At 65.9% G+C, this 12,842-nt stretch carries 13 protein-coding genes; 6 read left to right on the forward strand and 7 right to left on the reverse strand.

From position 1 onward, the window contains the following. The first annotated feature begins 21 nt into the window (after window positions 1-21). A complete protein-coding gene (locus tag KSS93_RS16620) occupies window positions 22-480 on the forward strand; it encodes a phosphotransferase system, HPr-related protein (RefSeq protein ID WP_217885080.1) in 459 nt (152 codons plus the stop codon). Window positions 481-811: 331 nt separating this feature from the next. On the opposite strand, the gene KSS93_RS16625 is transcribed toward KSS93_RS16620, so the two are convergent. The 4 genes from KSS93_RS16625 to KSS93_RS16640 are packed head-to-tail and all read right to left on the reverse strand — an operon-like array spanning window position 812 to window position 4,129. Beyond that, on the reverse strand, window positions 812-1,180 hold the full coding sequence (locus KSS93_RS16625; RefSeq protein ID WP_217885081.1) for a Rho termination factor N-terminal domain-containing protein: 369 nt from the start codon (window positions 1,178-1,180) through the stop codon (window positions 812-814). Window positions 1,181-1,182: 2 nt separating this feature from the next. Next, entirely contained in the window at window positions 1,183-2,133 is a 951-nt protein-coding gene (locus KSS93_RS16630) for a lysylphosphatidylglycerol synthase domain-containing protein (protein ID WP_217885082.1), read from the reverse strand. Beyond that, window positions 2,133-3,335, reverse strand: a complete 1,203-nt coding sequence (gene clsB, locus KSS93_RS16635; RefSeq protein WP_217885083.1) for a cardiolipin synthase ClsB — start codon at window positions 3,333-3,335, stop codon at window positions 2,133-2,135. Before clsB ends, KSS93_RS16630 begins: the two co-directional genes overlap by 1 nt. Further along, the gene (locus KSS93_RS16640; protein WP_225917375.1) at window positions 3,332-4,129 is read right to left on the reverse strand and encodes an endonuclease/exonuclease/phosphatase family protein; all 798 of its coding nucleotides are present in this window, start codon (window positions 4,127-4,129) and stop codon (window positions 3,332-3,334) included. The genes clsB and KSS93_RS16640 overlap by 4 nt, the downstream gene beginning before the upstream one ends. 251 nt (window positions 4,130-4,380) lie before the next feature. Here KSS93_RS16640 and KSS93_RS16645 point away from each other — a divergent pair, with 251 nt between their 5' ends. Together KSS93_RS16645 and KSS93_RS16650 are read left to right on the forward strand one after the other, a co-directional pair. Continuing rightward, a complete protein-coding gene (locus KSS93_RS16645; protein WP_217885084.1) occupies window positions 4,381-4,752 on the forward strand; it encodes a low affinity iron permease family protein in 372 nt (123 codons plus the stop codon). 13 nt (window positions 4,753-4,765) lie between these two features. Next, on the forward strand, window positions 4,766-5,317 hold the full coding sequence (locus KSS93_RS16650; RefSeq protein ID WP_217885085.1) for an ATP-dependent Clp protease proteolytic subunit: 552 nt from the start codon (window positions 4,766-4,768) through the stop codon (window positions 5,315-5,317). Between the two features lie 92 nt (window positions 5,318-5,409). Here KSS93_RS16650 and KSS93_RS16655 read toward each other — a convergent pair whose 3' ends face one another. Further along, window positions 5,410-5,808: an NUDIX hydrolase gene (locus tag KSS93_RS16655; protein ID WP_217885086.1), complete on the reverse strand. Its 399-nt coding sequence runs from the start codon at window positions 5,806-5,808 to the stop codon at window positions 5,410-5,412. Between the two features lie 95 nt (window positions 5,809-5,903). After that, window positions 5,904-10,019: a CheR family methyltransferase gene (locus tag KSS93_RS16660; RefSeq protein ID WP_217885087.1), complete on the reverse strand. Its 4,116-nt coding sequence runs from the start codon at window positions 10,017-10,019 to the stop codon at window positions 5,904-5,906. 292 nt (window positions 10,020-10,311) lie between these two features. Here KSS93_RS16660 and KSS93_RS16665 point away from each other — a divergent pair, with 292 nt between their 5' ends. The 3 genes from KSS93_RS16665 to KSS93_RS16675 all read left to right on the forward strand — a co-directional run bounded on the left by KSS93_RS16665 (window position 10,312) and on the right by KSS93_RS16675 (window position 12,094). Further along, on the forward strand, window positions 10,312-10,521 hold the full coding sequence (locus KSS93_RS16665; protein WP_217885088.1) for a con-10 family general stress protein: 210 nt from the start codon (window positions 10,312-10,314) through the stop codon (window positions 10,519-10,521). Between the two features lie 69 nt (window positions 10,522-10,590). Further along, window positions 10,591-11,775, forward strand: coding sequence for a zinc-dependent alcohol dehydrogenase (locus tag KSS93_RS16670; protein ID WP_217885089.1), 1,185 nt, complete (start codon window positions 10,591-10,593; stop codon window positions 11,773-11,775). A 76-nt stretch (window positions 11,776-11,851) separates the two neighbouring features. Continuing rightward, entirely contained in the window at window positions 11,852-12,094 is a 243-nt protein-coding gene (locus KSS93_RS16675) for a DUF6555 family protein (protein WP_217885090.1), read from the forward strand. A gap of 133 nt (window positions 12,095-12,227) precedes the next feature. Here the strand turns inward: KSS93_RS16675 and KSS93_RS16680 are convergent, their stop codons facing one another. After that, window positions 12,228-12,842: a LuxR C-terminal-related transcriptional regulator gene (locus KSS93_RS16680; RefSeq protein ID WP_217885091.1), complete on the reverse strand. Its 615-nt coding sequence runs from the start codon at window positions 12,840-12,842 to the stop codon at window positions 12,228-12,230.

A 12,842-nucleotide genomic window follows, 5' to 3' on the forward strand; every position in this document is an offset into this window, starting at 1 on the left:
CCCCCTTGATGGAGAACCGCCATGGCGCAGCCAGACGAGCCAAGAACCCCGACCGAGATCGATGACACCGAGGACCGCATGGGCAGCGTGCACGAACTGGATTTCAGCGAACGCCGCGACGAGCGTCAGGGGCGCATCGGTGACGAGCGCCCGGCCCGCGAAGTGGCCGAGGAGTACCCCGCCCGGCGCGTGGCCGAAAGCGGCATGACCGGCGGCGAAGCCTTGAGCGACAGCCTGCACGAGGACAACGTCACCCTGGATGACCTGAGCCCCGACACGCTGTTCGACGAAACCGGCGCCCGCGACCCGGACGAGCCGGGCGACGGTGGGGGGCCGGCGGACAAAAGCCTGCGCCATGTGGATGCCGACGAGATTGGCGGCGGCATTGGCCTGGACGAGGCGGAGCTGGCCCGTTCGGCGCCGCTGGACGGTGAACCGTGGACCGACCAGGTGGTTGATGAGGATGGGCAAAAGCCCTGATCTGTAGGAGATCACCCAGCCCTTCGGGCTGCACTGTCGCGCAGAGAACTCGCGGCCCCTGTGGGAGCGGGCTTGCCCGCGAAGCAGGCGACTCGGTGTCTGGCACCGGCTTCGCCGGTGTTCGCGGGCAAGCCCGCTCCCACAGGATTGTGGAAAGCCTAAATTTGACGCTGTATTTGGGTGGCCCCTATCGCCGGCAAGCTCGTAGGGCTGGGTAATCTCCTACAGGTAATGCACAAGCCTTATGGTGGTGTGATCCCTGTGGGAGCGGCTTCAGCCGCGAACACTTGCGCAGCAGGTGCCAGCTACCGCAACACCTGCGTGTTGGCTTTCAGCGCAGCGCCTCGATCAACGCCTGCTTGCGCATGCTCGAACGCCCGGCAATCTCGCGCTTGCGCGCCAGGCCCATCAGCTCGGCCTTGGTCATGTCCTCCAACCGCTGCTCTGGGCGCAACTCGCCATGCTTGCTCGCAACCGCTTGCCTTGCCGACGACGACCTCGACCTGGCCTTGGCCGCCGGGCTTTTCTGCTGCCCTGAGCCACCACTGCGCTCACCGCCGCCGGATTGCTTGTTAACCGTGGCCCAAGCCCGCGCTTCGGCTTCGTCCTTGGGCACGCCCTTGGCCTCGTAGCTTTGCTCGATATGCTCGGCCTTGCGCTTTTGCTTGTCGGTGTATTTGCCTTTATCGCCACGGGGCATGGTCAACCTCCTTGCCGTTGCGGTTTGCGCAGGTGCCGGGCGCGTTGCTCGAGCACCAGGTAAGTGATCACCGCCAGTACCAGCGGGATCAGGTAGTACAGCGTGCGGTAGCCCAACAGTGCCGCCACCAGGGTGCCCTGGCCGAGCTGGCCGTGCAGCAGGGCAAGGAATACCGTTTCCAGCACGCCAAGCCCGGCAGGGATGTGCGCCACCACACCAGCCACGCAACTGATCAGCAGCACGCCCAGGGTTTGCGGGTAGGCCAGATCGCCCGGCAGCAACCAGTGGATCAATGCCGCCATCAGCGCCCAGTTGCTGGCGCCCAACGCCACCTGGCACAGCGCCAGTCGCAGCGTGGGCAGGGTGAGCTCATGACCGCGTAGCTGCCAGGTGCGTTTCTTGGCGAAGGCACAGGCCAGCAGGTAACCCAAGGCCACCGCCACCATCAGCACGCCGACCAGGCGTAACCCGCTGGCGCCCAGGGTCCAGCTGTCAGGCAGCTTGACGTAGCCCAGGGCGAACACGCTGCCGGCCAGCAACAAGTAGCCCATCCAGTTGGTCAACAGGCCCAGGGTGAGAATGCGGGTGATGGTGGCGGTGTCCAGCCCCAGGCGGCTGTACAGCCGGTAGCGCAGGGCCACGCCGCCCACCCAGGTGGTAAAGTTGAGGTTGAAGGCGTAGCAGACGAACGCCACCGGCAGCACCTGGCGCGCCGGCAGGTGGTGGCCGGTGTAGGCCCGGGCCAGCAGGTCGTAGCTGGCGAACACCAGATAGCTGGCCAGGGCCAACAGCAGGCCGATCATCAGCGTGGATGGCTTGTAGGCCAGCAGCGACTGGCGCACCTCGTTCCAGTCAAGGTTGCGCGCCAGCATGAACAACAGCGCCGGCACCAGCACAATGAACAGCAGCGTCAGCAGGCGCTTGCCCCAGGTTTGCCAGCGTGGTTTGGCCATCAGTTGTTGCCCCCGTGGCAGTCGGCCTGGGCCTGGACTTGCGGTTGCACTGAGGTAAGGCGCTGGCGGTGGGCCGGGAACCAGCCGGCGATGCGTGGAAAGTACCGAGTGATGTGGAAGCCCATGAAGATCAGCGGCGCCCGCCACCAGTAACCACGAATCATCCGCTCCAGGGTGACGGCCTTGCAGTGCTGTGCGGCCAGTTCGCTCAAGTGCTCGTGCAGCAGCTGGTTGAACGCGCGGTCGCGGATCAGCAGGTTGGCTTCCAGGTTGAACGACAGGCTCAGCGGGTCGAGGTTGCTCGAGCCCACCGTCGACCAGCTGTCATCCACCAGCGCCACCTTACCGTGCAGCGGGCGCTGGCAGTATTCGTAGATGCGCACCTGGTCGCGCAGCAGGTAGTTGTAGAGCAGCCGCGACAGCGCGCGGACCCAGCGCATGTCCGGCTGGCCCTGCAGAATCAGCGTCACCTGCACGCCGCGCCGGGCGGCATTGCGCAACTCGCGTAGCAGGCGGTAGCCGGGGAAGAAGTAGGCATTGGCCACCACGATGCGCTGGCGCGCCTGGCGGAACGCTTGCAGGTACTGCACTTCGATGTCGGTGCGGTGCCGGCGGTTGTCGCGCTCCACCAGCGCGGCTTCGACACTGCCGACGCGGGCGTCGGGCGCCTGCACCTGGCTGGGGCCGTCCAGCACCTGCGCCATCAAGCGCCGGCTTGAGGCATGCACCTGCGCCACCACCGGCCCGCGCACCTCCACGGCATAGTCCTGTTTGGCCTGGGGGCCGAAGTCGCCCAGGTGGTCGGCGCTGTAGTTGATGCCGCCAATGAATGCACATTCTGCGTCGATCACCACAACCTTGCGGTGCAGGCGGTGGAACAGGTTGGTGCGCATGCCGGCCACCAAGGGTTGCGGGTCGAAGGCATGAAAGCGCACGCCGGCCTCGGTGAGCGAGGCGATGTAAGCCTGCGGCAGTGCGGCGGTGCCGTAACCGTCCACCGCCACTTCCACCCGCACGCCGCGGCGGGCGGCGTCCACCAGCACCTGGCGCAGGCGTTCACCGACCTTGTCGTCGTAGATGATGAAGGTTTCCAGCAGGATCTCTTCGCGGGCCTGCGCCATGGCCTCGAATACCCGCGGGTAGTACTGCTCGCCGTTGATCAGCAACTGCACCTGGTTGCCGCCTTGCCAGTCGGGTTTCACAGGGACACCTCCGCCACCAGGGGGACATGGTCGGACAAGTGCGACCAGGGGTAATTGGACAGTACCTGGGCACTGCTGGCCTGGGCGTTGTGCAGGTAGATGCGGTCCAGGCGCAACAGCGGCAGGCGTGCCGGGAAGCTGCGTGCGGGGCTGCCGAAAGCCTCCACCAGGCGCTCACCGAGCACGGCATCGGCCTTAAGGCGCCAGTCGTTGAAGTCGCCGGCGACGATCACCGGGGCCTGCGGCGGCAGGCTGTCGAGCAGCTCCAGCAGCAGGCGCACCTGGCGTTGCCGGTGGGCCTCGCGCAGGCCCAGGTGCACGCACACCGCATGCACCTGCGCGTGGCCTGGCACCTCCAGGCGGCAGTGCAGCAGGCCGCGTTGTTCGTTGCCGTGGATCGACACATCGCGGTTGTCGTAGGCGGCGATGGGGAATTTGGACAACAACGCGTTACCGTGGTCGCCGTGCGGGTACACGGCGTTGCGGCCATAGGCGAACTGCGGCCACATGCTGTCGGCAAGAAATTCGTACTGCGGCGCCTCGGGCCAGCCGGGGTGACGCCGGGCGTGCTGCTGGTGGCTACCGTGTACCTCCTGCAGGAACACCAGGTCGGCGCCGGTGGCGCGCACCGCTTCGCGCAGCTCGGGCAGGATAAAGCGCCGGTTGAACAGGGTGAAACCCTTGTGCACGTTGAGGGTGAGCACGGTCAAGCGGTGCACGGCGGTGACCTTGTCGATGATGCAGCGCGGGCTTGCCAGGGGGTTGTCGGGCCAACCAGAAATACCTTTGCGGATCTCGCTCACGCTGACTCCTGATGCTTGTGGGTACCTTCTGTAGCGACATGAGCGCGGGCCTTAGGGTTCACCATGATTGATCAGTGGAGCGCATTAACATGCGAAATTGCCGGGGCTGCTGCGCAGCCCATCGCGACACGAGGCCGCTTCCCACAGGGCCGCGGTGCATCAGGAGAATGCGCCACTTGAGCGGAACTTTGCCGGCAAACAGCGCCTCCACCGCAAGCAGGCCATCGCACAGGAGCCGCGTCATGAAGTTCGACCGTTTTGCCCAAGGGTTGGCCAACATCACCGGCCGCCCGCTGACCTTCGGCCTGGCGTTGCTGTTGATCCTGATCTGGGGCATCAGCGGGCCACTGTTTCACTTCGACGATACCTGGCAACTGGTGATCAACACCTCGACCACCATCATCACCTTCCTCATGGTGTTTCTCATCCAGAACACCCAGAACCGCGACAACGACGAGCTGCACATCAAGATCGACGAGCTGCTGCGCACCACCAAACGCGCGCACAAGGCGTTGCTGGACCTGGAGGACCTGGACCCGGCCGCCCTGCATGCGCTGCGCAAGCAGTACCAGCAGATGGGCGAGCGGGATGGGCGGCACGAAGGCATAGACTGACCGGGAGGACCCCATGGCCAGACACATCATCCACTACACCGGGCCGATCAACTCGGCCACCTGCGGCAACCTCATCAACACCTGCTCCAAGGCCCTGCAGCAGGGCGCCGAGGTGCTGCAACTGAACATCGCCACCATGGGCGGTGAATGCAGCTACGGCTTTACCTTGTACAACTTTCTGCGCGCGTTGCCGGTGCCGGTACACACCCACAACCTGGGCACGGTGGAGTCGATGGGCAACATCCTGTTCCTGGCCGGCAGCCACCGTACGGCCTGCGCCTTGAGCAAGTTCTTGTTCCACCCGTTCCACTGGACCTTGCACGGTTCGGTGGACCATGCGCGCATGGCCGAGTACGCCATGAGCTTGGACTACGACCTGCGCCTGTATGCGCAGATCGTCGCCGAACGCACCCAAGGGGCCAGCGAGGTGCTGGACGTGCCGCGCTACCTGATGGCCTACCCGCGTATTCTCGGGCCGCAGGAGGCGCTGGCGTGCGGCATGATCCATGCCATTGACGAGCTGCCGATCGAGATGGATGCATGCCAGTGGAGCGTGCATGCCTGACTGGCCTGCGCCCTGCAGGAGCCGGCTTGCCGGCAAGGCCCTGTCGCTGGCAGGCCAGCTCCTGCAGAGATCGCAGTTTCCGGTAGAGGGGATCAGCGCAGCGAGGCGGCCATGCCACGATCGCAATGCAGCAGCGAGTCGATCAGTGCCTTGATCTCGCCATTGAGCGACTCCACACGGTCCAGCCGGGCGAAGCGGCAGTCGGCGATTTCGTGGCTGGCGGCGGGCCTGGGGACATCGGCAAACGCTGCTTCGAACACGTAGTGGGTGCGCTGCGCCGACTCGTGGCGCATCAGAAAGGTCAGCTCCTGGGCGAGCAGCCCGGTTTCTTCCAGCAATTCCCGCGCAGCGGCCTGCAGGGGCGTTTCGCCGGGCTCTATCTTGCCGCCTGGCAAGGTCCAGGCAGCGCGGGGCTTGCGTACCCACAGCCATTTACGCTGGTCGCTGCCGTGGCGACAGATCACGGTGGCGCGGGGCTTGGGTGTCTTCATGCAGGCTCCTTGGGGCAAATGCGCAGTGTCCTGCACTTTCGGGCCCGAAAAAGCCGGAATAATTGCAGCAGATAACGCCCTGGCGCGACGAACGGTCAGTAAGGTACCGACCCGCTCAGGGCTTCGATGGCTTCGATCAGATCGTCGTAGCTCACCGGTTTGTTCAGGTGGCGGTCGAAGCCTGACTGACGCGACTTGTGCTGATCGGCGCTGGCGCCATAGCCGGTGAGGGCGATGGCCGGGGTGTAGCGCAGGTGCTCCAGCCCGCGCAGTGCCTTGATCAGCGCGTGGCCGTCCATGCCGGGCATGCCGATGTCTGAAAGGATGATGTCGTAACGCCCGTGGCCGGCGGCCTCCAGCGCAGCCTGCGGGTCGCTGTGGGCCTCGACCTCGGCGCTTTCCATCTCCAGTAGCTCCTGCATCACCTCCAGGATTTGCAGCGAGTCGTCCACCAGCAGCACCCGGATGCCGGCCAAGCGGCCTTCGCTGGCTTGTACGCAGGCTTGGGCCTGGGCCTGCTGGCCCGGGTCGCACAGCGGCAGGCGCACGCTGAAGGTGGCGCCGCAGCCGAGGCCTTCGGAGCGGGCCTGCACCGTGCCGCCGTGGGCTTCTACCAGCTGGCGCACCAGCGACAGGCCAATGCCCAGGCCCTCACGGCTGTGGTTGGCCAGCTGTGGCGCGGCCTGGCTGAACAGGTCGAAAACCTGCTCGAGGCTGTCCTGGGTCAGGCCCACGCCTTGGTCGATGACCTCGAGCTGCGCCTGATCACCTTGGCAGGTCAGTACCAGGTGGATCTCGCTACCTGCGGGGCTGAACTTCAAGGCATTGCTCAACAGGTTCCAGATGATCTGCTCCAGCCGTGTGCCGTCGGCCTCGATGAACACGGCGTTGTCACCTGGCGGCAAGTGCAGGTGCACCTGTGCACCGTGCTGCTCGCCCGTTACCACGGCGTGGATGCCGCGCAGCACCGCGCACATATCGACCGGCTGGGTCTTGAGCTTGAGCTTGCCGGTGCGGATGCGCGCCACATCCAGCAGGTCGTCGATGATGCGCGCCTGGCTGGCCACCGCATCGCAGATGGCGGCCACCGACTTGCTGGCGATACTGGTGCTGTTTACCGCGCCCTGGCGGCGCAGGATCTCGGCGTTGAGCTGGATCAGGTTGAGCGGGTGCTTGAGCTCGTGGGACATGACGGCGAAGAACTCGTCTTTCATGTGGCTGGAGCTTTGCGACTCGGCCAGGCGCCGGCTTTGTTCGTCGTGCAGGCGCTGGTGGCCGGTAAGGTCGCGGGCGATCTTGACGTAGCCACGCAGGCTGCTGCCCTTGAGCCGCGACACCTCGCCGCTGCAGTAGAAGCGGCTGCCGTCCTTGCGCACGTGCCAGCGCTCGTCCTGGCCGCGGCCGTTCAGACGTGCGGCGCGCAGCTCGCGCTCAGGTACCCCGCTGGTGCGGTCCTGCTCGGTGAAGATCAGTTGGTAGTGCTGGCCCAGCACCTCGTCCTTGCCATAGCCGAAAATCAGCGCGGCGCCGGTGTTCCAGTCGGTGATCAGGCCCTTTTCGTCGAGCAGGATGATGGCGAAGTCATGGGTGCTCTCGGCCACCAGGCGCATGCGCTCCTCGCCCTGGCGCACCTGTTCTTCGGCGGCGCGGCTCTTGCTGATGTCGATGAAGGTCAGCACCGTGCCGTCGACGTTGCGCTCGCTGGCGCGGTACGGCAGCAGGCGCGCCAGGTACCAGTGCTGGTTGTGCCCCAGCACCTCGCGCTCGAAGGTGGTTTCGCGCTCGATCACCGCCCGGGCGTCGTCGGCCAGGCCCGGGTATTCCAGGCGATGGGTGATGTCGAGCAGCGAACGGCCGGTGTCTACCGGCAGCATGTTGAAAATCTCGGTGGCGCGCGGGGTGAACCAGCGGATGTGCAGGTTGCGGTCGACGAACACCGTGGCGATGTCGGTGGAGGCGATCAGGTTGCTCAGGTAATCGTTGACCTTGTCGGTTTCCTCGACCTTGGTCTTGAGCTCGTAGTTGACCGTCAGCAGCTCCTCGTTGATTGACTGCAGCTCCTCCTTGCTGGTTTCCAGCTCTTCGCTGGCCGAGCGCAATTCGGCGTTGACCGCCTGCATTTCTTCGTTGGAGGCGGTCAACTCCTGGCTGGAGATTTCCGACTGCTCGATGGTGTCCTGCAATTGCAGGCGTATGCGCTGCAGTTCGCGCTCCAGGCTGCCGAGGGCCATGTCATCGGTTTGCTGCACGGCGGCAGCGGCCAGCGAGCTGGGCTCGCGCACCTCGAACACCACCAGCAGGCAGTCGCTGGCGCTGGGCTCGTCCTGGTGCGGCTGTACCTGCAGGGTCACCTCGCAGGGCTGCTCGTCGAGCTTGAGGGTAACTGCCGAAGCGGTCACCGCCTGGCCGCTGGCCTGGGCCTGCAGCAGGCTGCTGCGCAGGGCCGGGCGCAACGGGGCCATTACCAGGCTGAGCAGGTTGTGGCTGAGTTCGCCGCCGGCATGGCGCAGGAAGCGCCCGACCCCTTCGCTCATGTGCAGAATGTTGCCGTCGGCGTCGACGATCAGGCTGGGCGGCGTGCGCCGGGCCAGGGCGCGATGGTGCACCTCGGCGTAGGACGGCTTGCGGGGGCTGCGAAGGCGGGCCTTGGCAGGCTCTGCCTGGGGCGTTTGCAGGCGCGCCGGGCCGCGACTGCTTTCGACTTCGCGGGCGCGGAAGATGCGGTTGCGCTTGTCGACGGCAACGAACAGCTCGCCTGCCAGGTCGGCCGACTCGGAGCTGCCAAGGAACAGGTAGCCGCCGGGGCGCAGGGCGAAGTGGAACAGCCGCAGGATGTCGCGTTGCACGTCGCGGTCGAGGTAGATCAGCAGGTTGCGGCACACCACCAGGTCAAGCTGGGAGAACGGCGGGTCGGACAAGAGGTTATGGCGGGCGAACAGCACCTTTTCGCGGATGTCCTTGCGCACCCGGTAGTGCTGGTCCTGCTTGACGAAGAACTCGCGCAGGCGGGCCGGGGTGACGTCGGCGGCGATCGCCTCGGGGTATTGGCCGCTGCGGCCCAGGGCGATGGCGCGCTCGTCCAGGTCGGTGGCAAACACTTGCACCTTGGCGCTGCGCTGCTCCACCGCCAGTTGCTCGGTAAGCAGCATGGCCAGGCTGTAGGCCTCCTCGCCGGTGGAGCAGCCGGCCGACCAGATGCGCACCTCGGGCTCTGCCTGGGCCTGGCCCTCGTCGCTGAGCAGTGCCGGCAGCACGTGGCGTTGCAAGGCCTCGAAGGCCTCGCGGTCGCGGAAGAAGTTGGTCACGCCGATCAGCATGTCGGCCAGCAGCGCGTGGGATTCTTCGGGGTTGCGCTGCAGGTAGTCGCGGTAGCCGGCAAGGTCGGTCTGGGCGGTGACGTGCAGGCGCCGCTCGAGGCGGCGCAGCACGGTGGCACGCTTGTAGTGCATGAAGTCGTGGCCAGTGTTGGCATGCAACTGCTGCAGGATGTCGTCGAGCAGCGGGTCGCTGGCGGCGGGGTCGCCTTCACGCTGGCCCAGCGGCGGCGGCAGGCTGTCATCCTGGATGTGCGGCAGCTTCACCTTGCGCGCGCTCTGCCACAGGGCTACCAGCCGGGCGGGTATCTGCGCCACCGGCAGTTGCAGGTCGACCATGCCGGTGGCCAGCGCGGCGCGGGGCATGTCGGGGTACTGGGCATCGTCCGGGCACTGCACCAGGGTCACGCCGCCTTGCTCCTTGATGCGCGACAGGCCCACCGCACCGTCGCTGCCGCTGCCTGACAGCACCACGCAGAAGGCGTGGTCCTTGTGCACGTCGGCCAGGTCGCGGAAGAACAGGTCGATGGCCACGTGGTCGCCGCGGCGGCGGTTGGCCGGGCTGACCCGCAGGTAGCCGTCGTTGGTGGACAACCGGTTGGCCGGGGAAATCACGTAGACGTGGTTACGCTCGATCGGCACCGGGTCGGTGACCTGGCGCACCGGCATGGCGGTGACGCCCTGGATGATGCGGTCGGCCTGGCTTTGGTGGTCGGGCGACAGGTGCAGCACCACCACGAAGGCCATGCCGCTGTTGGCCGGGGTGTGCTGGAAGAACGTGCGCACTGCCTCCAGCCCGCCCGCCGAGGCGCCGATGCCGACCACCGGGAAGTCCAGGTGGCTGGGGCTGAGCGCCGGGTTGTGGGGCGAGGCGAGGGTGGGCTTGGTCGACTTCATGGGCACGAGCCTTGTGCAGAACAGAGGTGGGCCCAATCACGCGGAGTTTTGAGCACTGGGCAGGGATTATAGGCAGCGATTGCCGTCGGCGACGAGCATGCAGGTAGGACAACAGGCCAGGCGAGAAGGTGCGATCTTGCGGTAGTGCTGGGCTGCTTTATTAACGCACCAATGTTTGGCACCGCCGGTCCGAAGCTTGGGAGGTGGATTGAATACACCGTGAACCTGCGGCTCGGAACTACTGCACGGTGTTTTTCCGTGACGCCAAACCAATGCGTAAAGGAGAACCAACATGGCACGTGACCAGGAACAGCCCAGCCGCCGCGGTGGCACCAAGGAAACCAACCCGGGCAACTTTGCCAACGACCGCGAAAAGGCCTCGCGCGCCGGCCACAAGGGCGGGCAGAACTCCGGGGGCAACTTTGCCAATGACCGCGCACGGGCCTCCGAGGCCGGGCGCAAGGGCGGGCAGAACAGCCACGGCGGTGGCCGCAGCGCTTGAGCGCCCGGCATGGAATCGGGGCCGGCGTGCCCCGGTTCGTCCAATCCCACGGCCAAGGAGGCGCTAGCCATGCGCGCACTGACCTATCACGGCTCTGGTGACGTTCGGGTCGACAATGTGCCCGAACCGCAACTGCAAGAGCGCGACGACATTCTGCTGCGGGTGACCGCTACCGCGATTTGCGGCTCGGACCTGCACCTGTATCGCGGCAAGATCCCCATGGTCGAGGCGGGCGACATTCTTGGCCATGAATTCATGGGTATCGTTGAAGAAGTCGGGCCCGAGGTCACGGCGGTGCGCCCGGGTGACCGGGTGGTGATCCCGTTCGTGATTGCCTGCGGCAACTGCTTCTTCTGCCAGCACGAGCTGTTTGCCGCCTGCGAGACTACCAATACCGGGCGCGGCGCCATTCTCAACAAGAAGAGCATCCCGCCGGGGGCGGCGCTGTTCGGCTACAGCCACTTGTATGGCGGAGTGCCGGGCGGGCAGGCCGATTACGTGCGGGTGCCCAAGGGCAATACCGGGCCGTTCAAGGTGCCGGGGCAGTTGCCCGACGACAAGCTGCTGTTTCTGTCCGACATATTGCCCACGGCCTGGCAGGCGGTGCGCAACGCCGAAATCGGCCCAGGTTCGTCGCTGGCGATTTTCGGGGCCGGCCCGGTGGGGCTGCTGAGTGCGGCGTGCGCGCGGATGCTGGGTGCCGAGCAGATTTTCATGGTCGATGAGTGCAGTTATCGGCTGGACTACGCCCATGGCGCCTATGGCGTGATTCCGATCGACTTCAGCCATGACGATGACCCGGCCGACAGCATCATCCGCCAGACCGCCCGCATGCGCGGGGTGGATGCCGCCATCGATGCAGTGGGTTTCGAGGCCAAGGGCAGCGCCACCGAAATGGTGCTGACTGCGCTCAAGCTCGAAGGCAGCAGCGGCAAGGCGCTGCGCCAGTGCATGGCGGCCGTGCGCCGCGGCGGGGTGGTCAGTGTGCCGGGGGTGTATGCCGGGTTCATCCACGGCTTCTTGTTTGGTGACGCCTTCGACAAGGGGCTGACCTTCCGCATGGGGCAGACCCACGTACACCGCTACCTGCCGGAGCTGCTGGAGCATATAGAGGCCGGGCGGCTGAACCCGGAGGCCATCGTCACCCACCGCATGGCGCTGGACGATGCAGTGCGCGGTTATGAAATGTTCGATGAAATGCAGGAGCGCTGCCGCAAGGTGATCCTGGTGCCGGGCGCCGCTGCCCAATACTGAGGCCCATGGCCATCAGCGGTTTCTTTCACGTTGTAGGCCAATGCCCTGAATTGTCACCAAGAACCATGGAGAACGGATGCCAAGCCCACAGTTGTACATCATCGACTACCAGCTGCACGGCCAGCCGCGCAGCTTCATCATTCGCCTGGAACAGCTGGACAGCGCCGAGGCCTGGCACTGGGCCAGTTGCGATGCGGGGGTTGGCATCATCCCGAAGTTCGGGCGCGAAAAGATCCGCAAGGTCAGCCGGCCGATGGCCGAGCGCTATGGCATAACCGAGGTGCGCTGGCGCGCGTCAGGGGCCAGGGCGGCAGGCTGAACAACGCCCCCTGTAGGAGCTGGCTTGCCAGCGATAAGGCCTGGCCTGAAATTGCTTTTAGCCTGCTCGGGCCCCATCGCCGGCAAGCCGGCTCCTGCAGGTACAGCGCAGGCCTGAAGAAGCTATGCACCGCTCAATGCCCCGAATACTTCACCGCCGCCGCGGTGCGGGTGGGGACGTTGAGGGTCTTGAGCAGCGACGACACATGAATGCGCACGGTGAACGGCGAAATATCCAGCGCCCGGGCGATTTCCTTGTTGGTCTTGCCCTGAGCGATCAGGCGCAGCACGTCCTGCTGGCGCAGGGTGAGCTGGCCCACCTCGCTGCCCTCGTCAGCCTGCGGCAGCAAACCTGACGGCGCATACCTGACCACCACTTCACCTTCGCGAATAGCCAGAATGGCCGCGCCCAGCTCTTCGGGGCAGATGCTCTTGCCGATAAAACCGTCGGCGCCGGCAGCCATGACCGCGTCGATAACGGCCGGGTCGTCGACCATCGACACCACGATCAGCGTGGTGCGGCGCAACTGGCGGCGCAGCTCGGCCAGGCGTTCGATACTGGTGAGGCCGGGGAAGCGCAGGTCGAGGATCAGCGTGTCAGGCGTGGCGCCCTCGACAGCCAGGCGCAGCACCTGGGCCAGGTCGCCGGCCTGCAACAGTTCGGCGCCCGGCAACAACCTGCGCACGGTGCTGACCATGGCTTCGCGAAACAGCGGATGATCGTCCGCCACGATGATGCGGCATGTCAC

The organism is Pseudomonas xanthosomatis, from assembly GCF_019139835.1.
Lineage (GTDB): Bacteria > Pseudomonadota > Gammaproteobacteria > Pseudomonadales > Pseudomonadaceae > Aquipseudomonas > Aquipseudomonas fakonensis.

Bases quoted from the DNA above. Each gene is read 5' to 3' on its own strand.
- KSS93_RS16660 (WP_217885087.1), bottom strand. From the start codon at position 10,019: ATGAAGTCGACCAAGCCCACCCTCGCCTCGCCCCACAACCCGGCGCTC.
- KSS93_RS16675 (WP_217885090.1), top strand. From the start codon at position 11,852: ATGCCAAGCCCACAGTTGTACATCATCGACTACCAGCTGCACGGCCAG.
- KSS93_RS16665 (WP_217885088.1), top strand. From the start codon at position 10,312: ATGGCACGTGACCAGGAACAGCCCAGCCGCCGCGGTGGCACCAAGGAA.
- KSS93_RS16670 (WP_217885089.1), top strand. From the start codon at position 10,591: ATGCGCGCACTGACCTATCACGGCTCTGGTGACGTTCGGGTCGACAAT.
- KSS93_RS16645 (WP_217885084.1), top strand. From the start codon at position 4,381: ATGAAGTTCGACCGTTTTGCCCAAGGGTTGGCCAACATCACCGGCCGC.
- KSS93_RS16655 (WP_217885086.1), bottom strand. From the start codon at position 5,808: ATGAAGACACCCAAGCCCCGCGCCACCGTGATCTGTCGCCACGGCAGC.
- KSS93_RS16650 (WP_217885085.1), top strand. From the start codon at position 4,766: ATGGCCAGACACATCATCCACTACACCGGGCCGATCAACTCGGCCACC.
- KSS93_RS16630 (WP_217885082.1), bottom strand. From the start codon at position 2,133: ATGGCCAAACCACGCTGGCAAACCTGGGGCAAGCGCCTGCTGACGCTG.
- KSS93_RS16625 (WP_217885081.1), bottom strand. From the start codon at position 1,180: ATGCCCCGTGGCGATAAAGGCAAATACACCGACAAGCAAAAGCGCAAG.
- KSS93_RS16620 (WP_217885080.1), top strand. From the start codon at position 22: ATGGCGCAGCCAGACGAGCCAAGAACCCCGACCGAGATCGATGACACC.